The organism is Microbulbifer sp. YPW16 (genome assembly GCF_021290385.1).
In the GTDB taxonomy this organism is placed as follows: Bacteria; Pseudomonadota; Gammaproteobacteria; order Pseudomonadales; family Cellvibrionaceae; genus Microbulbifer; species Microbulbifer zhoushanensis.
Genome location: NZ_CP089928.1, coordinates 1,799,347 through 1,815,305, shown reverse-complemented (window position 1 = coordinate 1,815,305; position 15,959 = coordinate 1,799,347). Strand labels below are relative to the sequence as shown.

At 63.0% G+C, this 15,959-nt stretch carries 10 protein-coding genes; 3 read left to right on the top strand and 7 right to left on the bottom strand.

What is annotated here, in order from left to right:
* Window positions 1-26 precede the first annotated feature (26 nt).
* Both LVE68_RS07740 and LVE68_RS07735 read right to left on the bottom strand, forming a co-directional pair.
* Complete coding sequence (locus LVE68_RS07740) at window positions 27-857, bottom strand: DUF3014 domain-containing protein (RefSeq protein WP_233006451.1); 831 nt, start codon at window positions 855-857, stop codon at window positions 27-29.
* 223 nt (window positions 858-1,080) lie between these two features.
* Window positions 1,081-1,953, bottom strand: coding sequence for an alpha/beta hydrolase (locus LVE68_RS07735; protein ID WP_233006450.1), 873 nt, complete (start codon window positions 1,951-1,953; stop codon window positions 1,081-1,083).
* A 191-nt stretch (window positions 1,954-2,144) separates the two neighbouring features.
* Here LVE68_RS07735 and LVE68_RS07730 point away from each other — a divergent pair, with 191 nt between their 5' ends.
* Window positions 2,145-3,815, top strand: coding sequence for an alpha-amylase family glycosyl hydrolase (locus LVE68_RS07730; protein WP_233006449.1), 1,671 nt, complete (start codon window positions 2,145-2,147; stop codon window positions 3,813-3,815).
* 76 nt (window positions 3,816-3,891) lie between these two features.
* Here LVE68_RS07730 and LVE68_RS07725 read toward each other — a convergent pair whose 3' ends face one another.
* From LVE68_RS07725 to LVE68_RS07710, 4 genes are all read right to left on the bottom strand, one after another.
* Entirely contained in the window at window positions 3,892-4,776 is an 885-nt protein-coding gene (locus tag LVE68_RS07725; RefSeq protein ID WP_233006448.1) for a universal stress protein, read from the bottom strand.
* A 263-nt stretch (window positions 4,777-5,039) separates the two neighbouring features.
* Window positions 5,040-6,920, bottom strand: coding sequence for an alpha-amylase family protein (locus LVE68_RS07720; protein ID WP_233006447.1), 1,881 nt, complete (start codon window positions 6,918-6,920; stop codon window positions 5,040-5,042).
* A 108-nt stretch (window positions 6,921-7,028) separates the two neighbouring features.
* Complete coding sequence (locus tag LVE68_RS07715) at window positions 7,029-9,464, bottom strand: glycoside hydrolase family 31 protein (RefSeq protein ID WP_233006446.1); 2,436 nt, start codon at window positions 9,462-9,464, stop codon at window positions 7,029-7,031.
* A 50-nt stretch (window positions 9,465-9,514) separates the two neighbouring features.
* Window positions 9,515-11,368, bottom strand: coding sequence for a glycoside hydrolase family 13 protein (locus LVE68_RS07710; RefSeq protein ID WP_233006445.1), 1,854 nt, complete (start codon window positions 11,366-11,368; stop codon window positions 9,515-9,517).
* Window positions 11,369-11,797: 429 nt separating this feature from the next.
* Between LVE68_RS07710 and LVE68_RS07705 the strand changes: the two genes are divergently transcribed.
* Together LVE68_RS07705 and LVE68_RS07700 are read left to right on the top strand one after the other, a co-directional pair.
* Window positions 11,798-13,282 carry an MFS transporter gene (locus tag LVE68_RS07705; RefSeq protein WP_370636813.1) on the top strand — a complete coding sequence of 495 codons (1,485 nt, stop codon included), beginning with the start codon at window positions 11,798-11,800 and terminating at the stop codon, window positions 13,280-13,282.
* Window positions 13,283-13,427: 145 nt separating this feature from the next.
* The gene (locus tag LVE68_RS07700; protein ID WP_233006443.1) at window positions 13,428-14,837 is read left to right on the top strand and encodes an alanine/glycine:cation symporter family protein; all 1,410 of its coding nucleotides are present in this window, start codon (window positions 13,428-13,430) and stop codon (window positions 14,835-14,837) included.
* A 119-nt stretch (window positions 14,838-14,956) separates the two neighbouring features.
* On the opposite strand, the gene LVE68_RS07695 is transcribed toward LVE68_RS07700, so the two are convergent.
* Window positions 14,957-15,550 (bottom strand): L,D-transpeptidase family protein, encoded by a 594-nt coding sequence (locus LVE68_RS07695; RefSeq protein ID WP_233006442.1) that lies wholly within the window; start codon window positions 15,548-15,550, stop codon window positions 14,957-14,959.
* Between the last annotated feature and the right edge of the window lie 409 nt (window positions 15,551-15,959).

The window sequence follows — 15,959 nt, the reverse complement described above, 5'->3', positions numbered from 1 at the left end:
GCGCTCCCCCGGGCAGTCACGGGAATTTACTGCGGAGGCTGGAACTGCTCCAGCTCGCTCTTGAGCGCCCGGAGTTTCTCCTGCACCCGCGCGGCATTGTCCGGCCCCATGCGGATCATCAGCTTGTGTACGCCGGGTAACCTTTCCATCTTGGGGTCGGCAAACTTGAAGTACACCGATGGGCGCACCAGCTGGATCGGCTGGTCGGCTTCAGGTGCATCGAGGGCCACATCGATGGCTTTCAATACCTGGCTGTGGAAGGTCTTGTCCGGCATCCCCAGCTCGCCGAATGCCTCGGCCAGGCGCGGGTACCAGAACCTGTACAGCGCCATCGCGGCATCGTTGTCCATGTTGGCCAGCAGGCGCACCGGGGTATCGTAGCGCCGGTAATTATCCTCGGAGAGTGTCATTCCGGTGGCGCCTTGCTTCTCAACCGCCAGCGAGCCCCTGGGCGATTTGTATGGGCGGTTCTTGGCCATCATCTGGCCGGAGGAGGCCGCGTTTACAGCGGCAACCCACTTGCGGATGACCTCGTCGGATACCAGCCAGCGTCCCAGGGCGCCATCCGGGGCCAGGCTCAGCAGGTCCTTGCGCACCTCCTCATCACTCTCGTTGAGCGGTGGCAGCTCCCGCTCTGGCTCGGGGGCGGGCTCGGGTTCGGAGGTGTCGGCGACCTCGGGCTCAGGTTCCGGCTCAAGTTCCAGGCCCGGCTCAGGCTCCGGTTCCGGCTCGCTCACGGTGGGGGGCGGCGCCTCGGGTTCAGGGGCGGATGTAAGGTAGAAATAGGCGCCAAGCGCCACCAGGACTACTACCGCAAGCCCGATGATCCAGCCGCGGCTCGAATTCTCTTCTGACATACTCTGGGTCCCCTGTCCTTGAATGGAATGTCTGTCCGGCGTTTTGCGAACACCCGATCTGTAATGTGCCTATAAGGGAGCATAAAACTTCAGACAGCGGGTGCAAGGCGCAGTTTCGTTCCAGGTGGGTGCCCGGGCGGAGTTCCGGCCAGCTCACTGTCTCTACTGCCTCTATATGGCTCTGGAAAAGGTATCCTCGACGCCGGGTCGTCACAATGGCGGTTCAGGATTCCCGCGCTGCGAACAGCCAGCGCACGGCGCGAGCGAACTCCTCCCGCCAGAATGCCTCATTATGCCCGGCGCCCTCTACCAGGCGGGCGCGCCAGCTTCCGGCCGGTCGCTGCTGCCCGAGCAGCCTTTCCATATCGCGGTAGCCCTGCACCATCTCATCACCCTCGGCGCCGCCAACCAGCAGGTACAGGCGTGTGTCATCCCCCCTGGCTGTGTCCCTGGCAAGGGCGTGGAATTGCGGCGCGATCCAGTAGGCGGGGGAGAAAACACCGGCACGGGAGAAGGTTTCGGGGTGCTGCAGCAGGGCATAGTGGGACATCAGGCCGCCCAGTGAGCTGCCCATGATGGCAGTGTGTAGCCGGTCGGGCAGGGTGCGGAAACGGGCATCCACCAGGGGTTTTAGCTGGTTCACTATGAACTCCAGGTAAGCCTGTCCCTCGGCGGGGCCGTATTCAGGGTGGTCGAAGGGGACCAGTTCGTGGATGCGGCGCTCATTACCATGGTCAATGCCCACCACGATCAGTTCCAGCCCGGTTTCTGCAGCGAGGCGATTGAGGGTTTCGTCCACGCCCCATTCCCGTGCATAGGCGGTGGCGTTGTCGAACAGGTTCTGGCCGTCGTGCATATACAGAACCGGGTAGCGCCTGTCCCCATCGCTATACCCCGGTGGCAGGTAAAGACGGATGGTGCGCTGGCGACCGAGGCTGTCCATGGTCACTGGCGACAGTATCTGGACATTGCCTGCGACGGTGTGCGCTGGCATGTCACTTTCACCGGTTGCCGCAGCGGGAAGTGCTGCGAGGGTCGCGGCCGCAACGCCGGCCAGCAGCGTGGCAAGCCGGGAAAAAGCTCGGATGGGGGGCATGGTGCCTCCAGCGACGGGAATCATGTCGATTCTGCCACAGATTCCGGCCCGCCACCCACAGTGCAGCCCCCGGCCCCGGCTACGCCCCCGATGCGGGGGAGGTAAGCTCACGGCCGGGCGCTAGAGTAACGGGATAAATTACGACAACTGAGTTCGGACAAGCAGCATTGCTGACAGTGAGCGGAGAGATGATGAAGAAAAGAATTGCAGGTGTGCTGGCAGGCCTGGGCCTGCTGGCGGGCTGTGGCCCGGCGGTCGATACGGCGGTGGCCAAAGATGGCGTGGACCCTTTCTGGCGCAATGCAACCGTGTACTTCATGCTGCCCGACCGCTTTGCCAACGGCAATCCTGGCAACGACCTGGCCTACGGCCGCAGGGATGACGCTGCCCCCTTGCGCGGCTTCATGGGGGGCGACCTGCAGGGGGTAATCGACAAGCTCGAGGCCGGTTATTTCAATGACCTCGGGGTCAACGCCATCTGGATGTCCCCCCTGTACGAGCAGATACAGGGCGCTACCGATGAGGGTACCGGCCGCACTTATGCATATCACGGCTACTGGCCCAGGGACTGGACCGCTGTTGACCGCAATTTCGGTACCGAAGCCGAGCTGGCGCAACTGATTGAGACGGCACGAAGCAAGGGTATTCGTGTGTTGCTGGACGTGGTTATCAATCACACCGGGCCCGTCACCGAGCAGGACCCGCTGGCTCCGCAATCCTGGGTCCGGCCGGCCCCGACCTGTGACTGGCAGGGCTTTTCCGGCACAGTGAGCTGCACACTGGTCGAGAACCTGCCGGATATCCTCACCGAGAGTGAAGAACCGGTGGAGCTGCCGCCGCAGCTGCTGGACAAGTGGCAGCGTGAAGGCCGGCTGGAGCAGGAGCTGGCGGAACTCGATGCCTTCTTCGACCGCACCGGATATCCCCGTGCGCCCAAGTACTACCTGGTGAAGTGGGCCACCGACTGGGTGCGCGACTACGGTGTGGACGGGTTCCGCGTGGACACCACCAAGCATGTGGAGCCGGAGGTCTGGGCTCTACTGAAAAAGGAAGCGCGCCAGGCACTGGCTGAGTGGCGGGCAGAAAACCCGCACAAGGCTCCCGGGGATCGTGACTTTTTCATGGTGGGGGAAGTTTACGGTTTCGGCGCCAACGATTTTGGTGTGACCCGTGGGCGCAATTACGATTTCGGCGACCGGCAGGTGGATTTTTACAATTATGGCTTCGACAGCCTGATCAATTTCGACTTCTCCCAGCGCGCCGGTGAAGACTGGGAGACCCTGTTCTCTACCTACGGGGAAAACCTGCACGGCGGTCCGCTCGACGGTGTTGGCGTGCTCAACTACCTGACTTCCCACGACGACATGAATTCCTTCGACCGCAAGCGCCAGCGCGCGCGGGAAGCCGCAACCAAACTGATGCTCGCACCGGGCGCGGTACAGATCTATTACGGTGATGAGCTGGCACGGCCGCTGCACGCTCCTGAAGCCAAGGGGGATGCCCAGTTGCGTAGCGCCATGAACTGGGAAGACCTGGAGCGACAGGATACCCGCGAACTGCTCGAACACTGGCAGAAACTTGGCCAGTTCCGCCGCGCTCACCTGGCCGTTGGTGCGGGCGAGCACCACAAGCTGGCGGACCAACCCTACACCTTCGCCCGCACCCTGGACGGGAAGCCGTCAGTGGTCGTTGCGCTGGACCTGGGCGCCGGTGAGAAACAGGTACCGGTGGGCGACGTCTTTGCCGAAGGCTCGGTATTGAAGGACTTCTATTCGGGCCAGGAGGCCAGGGTGAAGGATGGCGCCGTCACCATCGACAGCGCTTTCGATATGCTGCTGCTGGGACCCGCCAACAAGGGCTGAGTGGCCTGTTGGCATTTACGCGGGCCGGTGGCCCGCGTAAAGCCGCCACCATCCAGGCGGTGGCGGCCAGCCCGGTTCAGCTGCTTGCTTCCGCGGGTTCAGCTGCCGGCGTGGTCACTTCTTCGCTGTCCGTGGAAGTGAACTCGTTACACACCATCACATCCACATCCAGTCCACCGATTACCCGCTCGGCGGTATTGCCGCGCAGCAGGGTGCCGGTGGCCCCGTACTGGTTGAGGGTGCCCATCACCACTACATCCGCATCGATTTCCCCGGCGACGCTGGCCACCACATCGCTGGTATAGCCGCGCCGCACGTGAATACGGCTGGCGGGCACGCCGGTCTTGGACGCCAGCTTCGCCAGTGCGCCACGGTCCGGGTAGAGCATGGAATCCAGGTAGGCATTGACCAGGTGCAGTTCCGCATCATAGCAGCCGGCAATATAGCGGGCGCGCTCGGTGATCTGGCGATTCAGCTGGCGCTGTTTGGCGGTCTTGGCCTGGTAATTGACCGTGGCCAGGACCACCTTGCGCTGGTCTTTGGCACCGGGACGGATCAGTACTACCGGGCAGCGGGCGCCCTTGAGCACCTGCCACTTGGACTCGGCGAAGGTAAAGCGGCGGCTGGTCTTGGCGTGCGCGGGCAGGTAGACCATCTCGGCATTGCAGCGCTTGGACTCCTGGATGATGGCGCCCTGCCAGTCGCTGGACCAGCACACCTGTATTTCGCACTCCAGTCCGGCAGCAGCCACCGGTTCGCGAATTGCCTCGCGGAACCAGTGCTCGTCGCGGAACAGGTGATCGTTGACCGCCCGGGTATCGACGGCCTCGCCGTCCACGGCGACAAAAACCGCCAGCCGGGGCTGCGGAGAACGCAGGCGGGCGGTAGCCAGTGCGCGTTCCAGCGCCACGTGTTGATCGTCATTGGGGTCGACGACGACGAATATGGTTTTCTGTTGCATTTTCTCTCCTTGATATCGCTGGTTTCTGCCGTGCCAAACCTCTGACCGGTAAGTCAAACTTTACCATGGGACGGGGTCCGGTTTGCAGGGGCGATTATCAGTGGTCTTCATGAAAACTGGTGTGTCGAATACTGCCGGCGATCGCCGTGGGCGTGTTTGAGCTAAATCAAGTGGCAGGTCGAGGAGGGGCGCGAGAGAAGCGGGATGACGAGAAAAGGGGAGAGCGGGCGGCATGGTAACGACGCCCGCTGATGGTCTGAGACCTATTGGCCGATACGGAAAATATGCGCGGCCATCGGCGGTAACCGGAGGTTTACCCGGCCGGCGCCATCCTGCACCTGCAGTTCTGCAGTGCTCGACGGGTCAAGCTGGCCGGCCAGCCCGTAAGTGCCGTCGGCGAGCTGCCACTGTTCAATCAGCGCTGCCGGCACCTGCAGGGCAATGTCGGTGGCCTCGCGGTTGAAACTGGTTACTACCAGCAGCTGCTCGTCGCCGGCCCAGCGGGCAAAGGCGTAGTGCTTGTCGCCATAGCCGTTATCGGTGTCGCGATTGGCAGCATGCAGGTCCATGAATTCACCCTGCAGCGCTTTGCTGTCGGTAGAGAAGTTCAGCAGGCGACGGTAGAAGTCCTGCAGGTCCTTTTCGTACTGCGCCAGGCGGCCGCCATCGAAGCTGCCTCCATCCACCCAGCGGCGCACACTCGGCACTGACCAGTAGTCGAAGATGGTGGTGCGGCTGGCCTTGCCAAAGCCGGCATCCTCACTGGCGGGCTCACCGAACTCCTGGCCGAAGTAGTGCAGGGTGGGCGCCGCGGAGACCGTGGCGGAGACCACCATGGCCGGTTTGCCCATGCGCGCATCGCCGGCAAACTCCGGGCTGGCAATGCGCTGTTCGTCATGGTTTTCCATAAAGCGCAGCATGTGGGGCGCAATGTCCCGCAGTTCGGCCTGGACTGCCGCAACCGTGTCGGTGCTGCCCTCACCCTCCATCACCGCGCGGATGGCATCGTAGGTGCCGACCTTGTCATAGAGGTAATCCATCTTGCCCTGGTGGATGTAGTCGCGGTAGCGCTCCGGGGTATAGATCTCGGCCAGCAGCAGGGTATCCGGGGCTTTCATCTTGATGGACGAGTTCAGGTAGCTCCAGAATTCCACCGGCACCATGCCGGCCATATCGTAGCGGAAGCCGTCGACACCGAAATCGAGCCAGTAGTGGGTGATATCCCGGAATTTTTCCCAGGAATCCGGCACGTCCTTGTCCGCCCAGAATTCCGCGTGGGCCCGATAATTCTTTTCCGCATAGCCCGCCGGTAATTCGGGGAAGTCCTTGCTGTCGTCAGGGCGCACACCGAAGTTGATCTTGACGGTTTCGTACCAGTCATTGATGTCCGGCTGTGCCGCGCGGGCACCGTTGCCGGTCCACTTGGCCGGGCTCTCTGCGAATTTGCCGTCCGCCAGGGGGTGCGGTTCGCCGTCCAGCGGCTGGTAGTCATCGGCTTGCGGGACTTTGAAGTCCTCGCCCACCACATAGTAAAAGTTGTTGTCGCGGGTGTAGGTCACCGAGGTGTCGTCTTCGCGACCAAAGTCCTTCACCCCTTCCGGCTTGTCCAATGATTCATAGGCGCGCGCCACATGGTTGGGCACGATATCGATAATCACCTTGAGGCCGGCGTCATGGCTGCGCTGGATCAGCTGGCGGAATTCCTCCAGTCGCCGGGCCGGATCCTGTGCCAGGTCCGGGTTCACGCTGTAGTAGTCCTTGATCGCATAGGGCGAGCCGGCACGGCCCTTGACCACGTCCGGGTCGTCGTTGCTGATGCCGTACTCGGTGTAGTCACCTACCAGGGCATGGTGCAGGGAGCCGGTATACCAGATATGGGTGGCGCCCAGCTCACTGATTTTGTCCAGGGCCTTGGGGGTGAAGTCATTGAACTTGCCGACACCGTTCTCCTCGATGGTGCCCCAGGGCTTGTTGGTTTCGGTGGTATTGCCGAACAGGCGCGGCAGGGTCTGGTAGATCACCGCTTTTTGTGGGTGGCTGTTTTCCGCTGTGGCATCCGTTGCTGGTGCATCCGGTTTTTCCCCGGCGCAGCCGGCGGTTGCGGTGAGGAGCGCGGTGGCGATCAGTTTATTGAATGTTTTCATCAAATCCCGTATTCCCGGTTTGGTGTCTGTTAAGTACGGCCTGTCGATGCCTGGGGGCGTGGCCGCGCGCCCGCGAGGCAAGCGCCTGCGGGCAGCGTTGCTAATTGTTCAGTGCTCGACGGTCAGTTGCAGGGGCTCCCGGCCCCAGTTGAACTTCACCCGCAGCTGGTTGGTGCGCCGGTCCAGCCAGGCCCCTTCGCCGGCCTGCTCCAGCGCGCGTTCACTGTCCAGCACGGGGATCGCCGTGCCGGCGGCCAGAACCTGTGACGGCTGCAAATCCCAGTTGTGGATGTTCAGCTCCACGCTGCGTTGCTGCGGCTCGCCCCGGTAACCACCGCCGTCCCGGCGGAACCCGAAGCGAATGCCGTCGGCACTGCGCTCGGCCTGGAAATGCAGCCTGGCATAGCGATCGCGCGCAAAGGCGTCGACGGTTTTGCCATCATCCTCGTAGATGTAGCCGCTGGACTCCAGGGATGTCGGGTGGGCGTAGTAGTCCAGTGTCAGGTTTTCACTGGAATAGTCCCGGGTGGTGTCCATGTCGTCCACGGTGGGGATAAAGGCACCGGCGCGCACCAATACCGGTATGGTCTCCAGCTCCACGTCGATGGTCGCCTTCTCGCCACTGTACTGGTCGTCAGTCCAGTAATCGAACCAGACACCACCGGGCGGCAGGCGCAGCTCCACCTCGTCGACACCGGCTTCGGTCACCGGGGCCACCAGGAAGTCATTGCCCCACAGGTAGGCATCCTTGTAATCCATCAGCGCCGGATCGCTTTCATCGGTGAAGAACAGAGGCCGCATCAGGGGTATGCCCGTCTGGCTGTTCTCGAATGCCAGGGTGTAGTTGTACGGCAGCAGGCGGTAACGCAGCTTGATATATTCGCGGGTGATGTTGCGGGTGGTGCGGTCGTGGAATACCGGTTCCGGGGCGATATTTTCCTGTGCATGGGGCCGGTAAACCGGCTGGAACACACCGTACTGCAGCCAGCGGATATACAGTTCGCGGTCAAATTCCTCACCGCCGGCAAAGCCGCCCAGGTCCGAGTGGGTATAACCGAAGCCCAGCAGGCCCATCGACAGCGCCAGTTCCACCTGCGGTTTCAGGCCGCCCCATTCGCGGGCAACGTCGCCGGTCCAGGGAATCATGCCGTAGCGCTGTGAGCCGGGGAAGCCGGCGCGCATCATGATAAAGGGGCGGCGTTCCGGGTATGCGGCAGTCTGCTTTTCAAACAGCGTCTGCGCCCAGCGATGGCCGTAGGCGTTGTGCACCTCGTCTGCCATGCCGATGGCATGGACGGTATCGGACGGGTGCACTTCCGGTTCGCCCAGGTCACCCCACCAGCCACTGACCCCCTGTTGCAGCAGTCCGTCGTAGATATTCCAGAACCAGTCGCGCCCGTTCTCGTCGAACACGTCGACCAGCCCGGTATTGCCGAAATAGAAATCAAAACGCTTGGGTTCACCGGCCAGGTTCTTCGCCAGCGCATCAGCGGCCACCGCCTCATCCCAGCGCCCGGAGCTGGTGAGCACGAACGGTTCGGTCACCAGGATGGTCTCGATACCGCGCTCGCTGAAGTCGGCCATCATTTTTTCCGGCTGCGGGAAAGCTTTCCGGTCCCAGGCCAGGTTGCCCATATGCCCCTGGATGTCGGGACCGAACCAGAACAGGTCCAGTACCACGGCATCCAGCGGGAAATCCTCCTCGGCGAATTTATCCACAGTCGCGCGGACTTCCGCCTCGGTGTGATAGCCGAAGCGGGAGGCAAAGTTGCCCAGGGCCCAGCGCGGCGGCAGCGGTTGGCGACCGGTGACATCGACATAGTTTTCGACCAGTTCCGGATAGCTGCCACCGCTGGCGACAATATAGGAGGTGCGGCCGCCGACGGCCTCGAACTGCAGTACATCCTCCTCACTGGCACCCAGGTCCAGGGTGCCGGTGGCGGAGTTGTCGAACATCAGGATGTACTTGTTGCTGGACATCACTGCCGGCAGGCTGAAATACATCTGCTCGGACTCGGTGGTGTAGCCATAGTGGGCGCGGTTGTAGAGCGGCAGGCGCTTGCCGCGCCGGTCCATGCCCAGCACACGCTCACCGCCACCCAGCAGTTTCTCGCCGTCTTCCAGCGCGAAGCGGAAACCGCGTATGGTCTCGGTGGCAAAGAACCCGGTTTCCTCGCTCAGCAGCTTCTCGCCATCGCGGTGGTAGCTGATAGCGAAGGGTGACTTGTGGATTACCGCGTGCAGGTCCCCGAGGTCGTAGGTCAGCTGGTCTTCGCTTTCCTCGATACGGGCTTCCACCGCCGCGCGTTGCGCGTCGGCGAGGGCAAAGGAGGGTAACTGCTTAACGCCCTCGCGCCGATAATGCACGGCTATCGCATCGTCATTGATCGGCGTCAGGGTGACTTCACCATCGCTGGTTTCAATGGTGAGTGCGTCCCCGTCCAGGTGGTGGTCCAGGTACTGGCGTGATTCCAGTGCAGCGGCGCTGTGGCTGGCAATGGCGCCGGCGAGGGCGCACAGTTGCAGGGTCTGTCTAAACTTCATCATCATCTCTGTCTGGGCCCGGGGCCGATAGGCCGCCGTATTGCCGATCGTTATTGTATTTCCATCACCAGGACGTCGCGGGGCGGGATTTCCAGGCCGTCCAGCGGGTACTGGCGGCCGCTGACGACGTCCACTGCACGCCTGCGATCGCCGAGTACCTCTGCGAAGCGCGCCCGGTTGAAGGGTACCGCGTCCTCCCCCTTGTTCATTGCCACCATCACGACATCATCGGCGTCGTGGCGGAAGTAAACGTAGGTACCGTCGACCGGGGCGAAGTGCGTGACATCGCCGCGGTGGATCACCGGCTGGGTGCGGCGCCAGCGGAACAGCGCGCGGACATAGTCCTGCGCCTGCCGCTGTTGCGCGGTGAGCCCCGCGCCGGTAAAGCCATTGGCTTTATCGCCGTCCCAGCCGCCCGGGAAATCGCTGCGCACGATACCGTCGGCGCGGTGGCGGGGGCTGGTCATCAGCAGTTCGTCGCCATAGAAGAACTGCGGGATACCCCGCATGGTGGCAAGGTAGGCCACCGCCATGCGGAACAGGGCCGGCTCGTCATGCAGCTGGCTGAACAGCCGGCTGGTGTCATGGTTGCCACCAAATATCACCAGGCGCTGCGGGTTGGGGTACTGGAAATCGTTGGCGAGTCCCTCATAGAGCTGGATCAGGCCGCTGCTCCAGCTCTCTTCCGCGGTCAGTGCTTCCCGCAATGAATAATGCAGGGGGAAGTCCATCATGCTCTTCAGGCGCCCGCCGGTTGCCGGCTCGCTCTCGCTGCGCTGCCAGTGGGCCACCAGCGCGGCGTTGCGGGTCCACTCCTCGCCGACGATATTGAAGTGCGGGTATTCCCGGCGGATGCGCTCTGCCCATTGCTCCAGGAAGCCCGGGTCAGAGTAGGCGTAAGTATCGGCACGGATACCGCTCAGGCCCGCGTACTCGATCCACCACAGGGTATTCTGGATCAGGTAGTTGGCCAGCAGTGGGTGGCGCTGGTTCATGTCGGGCATGGAATCCACAAACCATCCCTCCAGGAACAGGCGCCGGTCGGCGTCGCTCGCGTGGGGGTCGACCGGGGTGAAGCGGCTGTGGTTGGTAATCGCAAACTCACCCCTGCGAGTGCCGGCACCGTTCAGCCAGTCGCTGTCGGGCAGGTCGTCCATCCACCAGTGGCCATCGCCAATATGGTTCAGTACCACGTCCTGGATAACGCCAATGCCTTTCTTGCCGGCGGACGCGACAAATGCACGGAACTCCGCATTGCTGCCGAAGCGCGGGTCGATGCGGTAGTGGTCGGTGGCTGAATAGCCGTGGTAGGAATAGCCGGGCTGGTCATTTTCCAGCAGCGGGTTGGGCCAGATCGCGGTGAAGCCCAGACCCTCGATGTAGTCCAGCGCCGCCCGCATGCCGGCGATATCCCCGCCGTGGCGCCCCCCGGGCGCGTCGCGGTCGAGGCCCTCCTGTACGCCCTCCGCCGTATCGTTGCCGGGGTCGCCATTGGCAAAGCGGTCCGGGGTGACCAGGTAGATGGCGTCACTGCTGTCGAAGCCACGCTCGCCGCGGGGAGGGGCGGTGCGGGTGCGCAGTTCGTAGTCGAACGAACTGTGGGGGATGCCGTCCTCCTGCAGCCGGATCGCAACCGTGCCCGGCTCGATATCGCTGGCCAGGCGCAGGTTGATAAAAAGGTAGTTGGGATTGTCGGTGGATTCGGTGCCGAGGACTGTCACCCCGGGATGATCCACGGTTGCGGTGAGATCGCCGATATCCTTGCCGTGGAGCATCAGCTGGAGACCGGGCTCCTGCATACCGGCCCACCAGAAGGGAGGCTCTACGCGATCGGGCGCCGCGGCCATGGCGTACTGGCCCGCCGCCAGGGCCAGTACCTGCACCAGTGTGAGTAAGCGCTTCATCACCGTTTCCTCCGGTCGCAAATGGAACTAGACGCCCCATTGTGCGGCACCTGGTGGCGGCAAAGATCCCCCTCCCCGGCAGGGGGAGAGCGCTGGAGCGTGTGCATTCTTGCGAAGGTGACAGCATCCCGTCGACTGCCGGGTCATTCCCCGGGTGTCCGCCATGATGCAGGCCGGCCGCCTACTCCCCCGGCGGGGGAGGATGGAGGGCCACCCCCGCCGTGCCATGATCCGGCAAAATCCTATAAAGGGAAGCTCCGGACCGGGGGCTCCCGCGCAGTCAGCGATGAGTCTTTGCCCCGCCGGCACTGCCCGGCCAGGGGAGCCCTGCACGGTTTCGTGCGCCGATGCCTCGCTGGCTAATGGCCCCGGCCCGTTGTGCGAACCGAGATTCTTCCCACAACGATAACGAAACTCGCAGAGATGAAGATGAAACAGCCCAAGTTACCCTTCTGGCAGGTCTGGAATGTCAGCCTCGGCTTCCTCGGTGTGCAGTTTGGCTTTGCCCTGCAGAATGCCAACGCCAGCCGGATCCTCTCCGACCTGGGTGCGGACCTGCACTCGCTGTCCCTGTTCTGGATCGTCGCGCCCCTGATGGGACTGATTGTGCAGCCGATCGTGGGCTCCGCCTCGGACCGTACCTGGAGCCGCTTCGGTCGCCGCAACCCCTATATCCTGTTCGGTGCCATCGCCGCGGCGGTGGGGATGGCCTTTATGCCCAATGCGGGGATCGTGGTGGCTTTCGTGGCACCGATCCTGTTCGGCGGGGTGATGCTGGCGCTGATGGATGCCGCCTTCAATGTCACCATGCAGCCGTTCCGCGCCCTGGTATCCGATATGGTGCCCTCCGAGCAGCGCACCCTGGGCTACTCGGTGCAGTCGCTGCTGATCAACATTGGCGCCGTGCTGGGATCCATGCTGCCGTTTATCCTCACCAACGTGATCGGCCTGGAGAACACTTCCAGGGCCGGTGAGGTGGCGCCCTCGGTGATCTGGGCCTTCTACATTGGTGCCTCGGTGCTGCTGGGCAGCGTGCTGTGGACCGTGTTCCGCACGAAGGAGTACGCCCCCAGAGAGTACAACGCCTACAAGGGGATCGACGAGAAAGCGCTGGCCCGCGAGCTGGCCGAGCGCAAGACCCTGCTGCAGCGCCTAGGTGGTTTCACCCGCCTGCTGTTCAATATGCCCCGCACCATGCGCCAGCTGGCAGTGGTGCAGTTCTTCTCCTGGTTCGCCCTGTTTATCATGTGGGTGTATACCACCCCGGCCATTACCCAGCATGTCTGGGGCGTGGACGCCAAGTGGTTCGACCACGATTACCTGGCCACCGTGGGCCAGATCCCCGACCATATTGCCGCCGCCAAGGGCGCCGCGGGTGACTGGGTGGGGATTATCTTCGCCGCCTATTCGCTGTTTGCCGCGATCTTTTCCATTGCCCTGACCCGCATCGCCGGTGCCCTGGGCCGCAAGCCCACCTACGCGCTGTCGCTGCTGCTGGGGGGTGTGGGCTATATCAGCTTCCTGCTGTTCAAGGGCGGTGCGCCGACCCAGGTAGACCTGCTGATCACCGAGGTTACGGTGCCCAGCGGCGCGCTGGGGCTGTTGCTGCCGATGGTGGGAGTGGGCATTGCCTGGGCCGCGATCCTGGCCATGCCGTACTCGATCCTGTCCGACTCCCTGCCGGCGAGCAAGACCGGCGTTTACATGGGGATCTTCAATTTCACCATCGCCGCACCGCAGATCCTGTCGGCGCTGGTGGCGGGCCCGATCCTGCACAGCGTGTTCGACAACCAGGCCATTTACATCATCGTGCTGGCCGGTGTGTTCATGATCCTGGGTGCCCTGTCGGTGTTCTTCGTGCGGGAGCCCGAAGTGGCCCCGACCGGGCTGGAACCCGAGCCGGCGGTTGCCTGACCGGCTCCCGTTGTTGCCAACCAAGAAGCCCCTCAATGAGGGGCTTTTGTGTTTTCTGGCCGTCGAGCCTGCGCTTGCCTGTTTTGACAAGCGGGCGCGCCGCTTCATAGACTCCCGGATCTACCCGTAATTGACTGAAACCTGCATGTCATTCCTAAAATCCATCGATGCGGCACTCGCCGCGTTCGCCTCGTTTGTCTGGGGCACTCCGCTGCTGGTCCTGCTGGTGGGCGGCGGGCTCTATCTCCTGATCGTCTCCCGCGGCCGGCCCTATCGCCACCTGGGGCACAGTATCGACCTGCTGCGGGGCAAGTACGATAACCCCGATGACCCCGGCCAGGTGCCACACCGGCAGGCGCTGTCCACCGCCCTGTCCGGAACGCTGGGGCTGGGCAATATCGCCGGTGTGGCGATTGCCATCAGTACCGGTGGGCCGGGTGCGATCTTCTGGATGTGGGTGACCGCCCTGGTGGGGGTGGCGACCAAGTTCTACACCGCCAGCCTGTCGGTGATGTATCGCGGGCGGGATGCCGCCGGCGAGCTGCAGGGTGGCCCCATGTATGTGATCCGCGAGGGCCTGGGACGGCGCTGGATGCCGTTGGCGCTGCTGTTTGCGGTGGCCGGGCTGTGCGGCATGCTGCCGGTGTTCCAGTCCAACCAGACCGTGCAGCTGCTGCGGGAATCCTTCGCCGTGCCACTCGGGGTGGTGGGCGAGGACGGTTCGTTGTGGTTCGACTTCGCCATCGGCCTGGTGCTGGCCATCGCCGCCGCGGTGGTGATTGCCGGGCGCATCCAGCGCATCGGCAAGTTTGCCGTGCGCGTGGTGCCGGGCATGGTGCTGTTCTACCTGGCGCTGACGTTTATCGTCATTGGCTATTTCTGGCAGGACGTGCCGGCGGCGCTGTGGCTGATTGTGAGCGACGCCTTTTCCGGGCAGGCGGTGGCCGGTGGTGCACTGGGCGCGGTGATTGCCACCGGTATCAGTCGCGGGGCTTTCTCCAATGAAGCCGGTATCGGCACCGAGTCCCTCGCCCACGGTGCGGCCAAGACCACCGAGCCGATCCGCGAGGGTGTGGTGGCGATGGTGGGCCCGATTGTGGATACGCTGGTGGTGTGTACCTGCACGGCGCTGGTGATCCTGCTGACCGGGGTGTGGCAGCACGGGGAGGGGATCGAGGGCGTATCGCTGACCGCCGAGGCCTTTTCCCAGGTGTTTGGCCACTGGGGACCGGTGTTGCTGTTGTTGATGGTGTTGCCGCTGGCGTTCAGCACCATCGTTACCTTCTGGTATTACGGCGTGAAGTGTTTTGTGTTCCTGTTCGGGACCCGCTACCAGGCGCTGTATACCGCAGCCTATATCGCCCTGATTGTCATCGGCGCGGTGGCGTCCCTGAATGCGGTCAACAGCATCATCATCGGTATGTACGCGGTGATGGCGGTGCCCACCATGACCTCGACCCTGGTACTGGCAAAACGGGTCAACCGGGCCGCCCACGATTACTTCACCACCCACGACCTCGAGGCAAGCGGGGTAAGCAAGGGCTCACCTTCCTGAGGCACCGGGACGCGCTGGTACGCTGGCGCAGTCGCTGAATCGCGCGGCAGTACTCGCAAACGAAAGCCCCCTTCCCGGGCAGGGAAGGGGGCTTTTTTTATGCTCGCCAGGTGAGCGGGTCAGTGGACGATGCTGACCTTGGTGCCCGTTGGTGTATGGGCGAAGAAAATCTTCGCCATATGCCAGGGCAGGCGGATACAGCCGTGGGAGTCGGGCCAGCCCGGCACGCGGCCGGCGTGCATGGTGATGGCACCGTTAACGCGCATCATGAAGTCCATCGAGGCACCGCGGAAGACTGCACCCGGGGGGCGGCGATCGCGGCGCACATCCACATTGCTGCGCATTACATAACCCCGCGGGCTGACATAGTGGCCGTAGAGGTTGGAGCGGTGGTTCACCTTTTTCTCGGAAATACGGAAGGTGCCCGTGGGGGTGCGGTGGCCGGGCTTACCGGTGGATACCGGCGACATTCCCACCAGCCGGCCGCCCTTGTAGTAGTAAGCCATCTGGTCACTCAGGTCGATGCGGATATGTGCCGCTCCGTGCCCCGCGTCGGGCCGGAACCAGGCCGAGCCATTGTGCTGGGATGGATGGCGCTGGTAGGGGTACGCATAGTCGCGGGCCTGGGCCAGCGGCGCCAGTAAGCTGCCGCTGCCGATCAGCAGGGCTGCGGTGATGGAAAAGATCTTGGTTAGCGAACGACGGCTCTGCATTGCACACCTCTCTTGCAAACAGCTGCATCTGCGAGATGAACCCGCCGCGCGCACCTTCGCGAGGCAAAAGGAACCTACACGTCCGGCAGACGCGACAACAGGTTGTGTATTTCCCCAAAGCGGCGACCGGTGTTTCCTGGTCTCTGCCGCAGACTGGGCCCGGGCGGTAAAACCGCGAACGAGTGGTGTGGATAGTAGGGTTGGGGCTGGCGCGCTTTTACACGAATTAGGTATTACGCCCCGATGGGATAGATACAAGGGGCATAGATGGCAGTTAGGGCCGTTCTGGCTGGCGGCCCAGAAGTAAAACTTTGTTTTGTAAAAAGGAAAATTAATCGAACTTTTATTCAGTTTTGGGTCGCAATCTGTAAAATGGGGTTGGATTATTTCGATTCTGAATAAAAAATCC

Coding starts and splice junctions, on each gene's coding strand:
- LVE68_RS07705 (WP_370636813.1), top strand. CDS start 11,798: ATGAAACAGCCCAAGTTACCCTTCTGGCAGGTCTGGAATGTCAGCCTC.
- LVE68_RS07720 (WP_233006447.1), bottom strand. CDS start 6,920: ATGAAAACATTCAATAAACTGATCGCCACCGCGCTCCTCACCGCAACC.
- LVE68_RS07735 (WP_233006450.1), bottom strand. CDS start 1,953: ATGCCCCCCATCCGAGCTTTTTCCCGGCTTGCCACGCTGCTGGCCGGC.
- LVE68_RS07730 (WP_233006449.1), top strand. CDS start 2,145: ATGAAGAAAAGAATTGCAGGTGTGCTGGCAGGCCTGGGCCTGCTGGCG.
- LVE68_RS07695 (WP_233006442.1), bottom strand. CDS start 15,550: ATGCAGAGCCGTCGTTCGCTAACCAAGATCTTTTCCATCACCGCAGCC.
- LVE68_RS07715 (WP_233006446.1), bottom strand. CDS start 9,464: ATGAAGTTTAGACAGACCCTGCAACTGTGCGCCCTCGCCGGCGCCATT.
- LVE68_RS07740 (WP_233006451.1), bottom strand. CDS start 857: ATGTCAGAAGAGAATTCGAGCCGCGGCTGGATCATCGGGCTTGCGGTA.
- LVE68_RS07710 (WP_233006445.1), bottom strand. CDS start 11,368: ATGAAGCGCTTACTCACACTGGTGCAGGTACTGGCCCTGGCGGCGGGC.
- LVE68_RS07725 (WP_233006448.1), bottom strand. CDS start 4,776: ATGCAACAGAAAACCATATTCGTCGTCGTCGACCCCAATGACGATCAA.
- LVE68_RS07700 (WP_233006443.1), top strand. CDS start 13,428: ATGTCATTCCTAAAATCCATCGATGCGGCACTCGCCGCGTTCGCCTCG.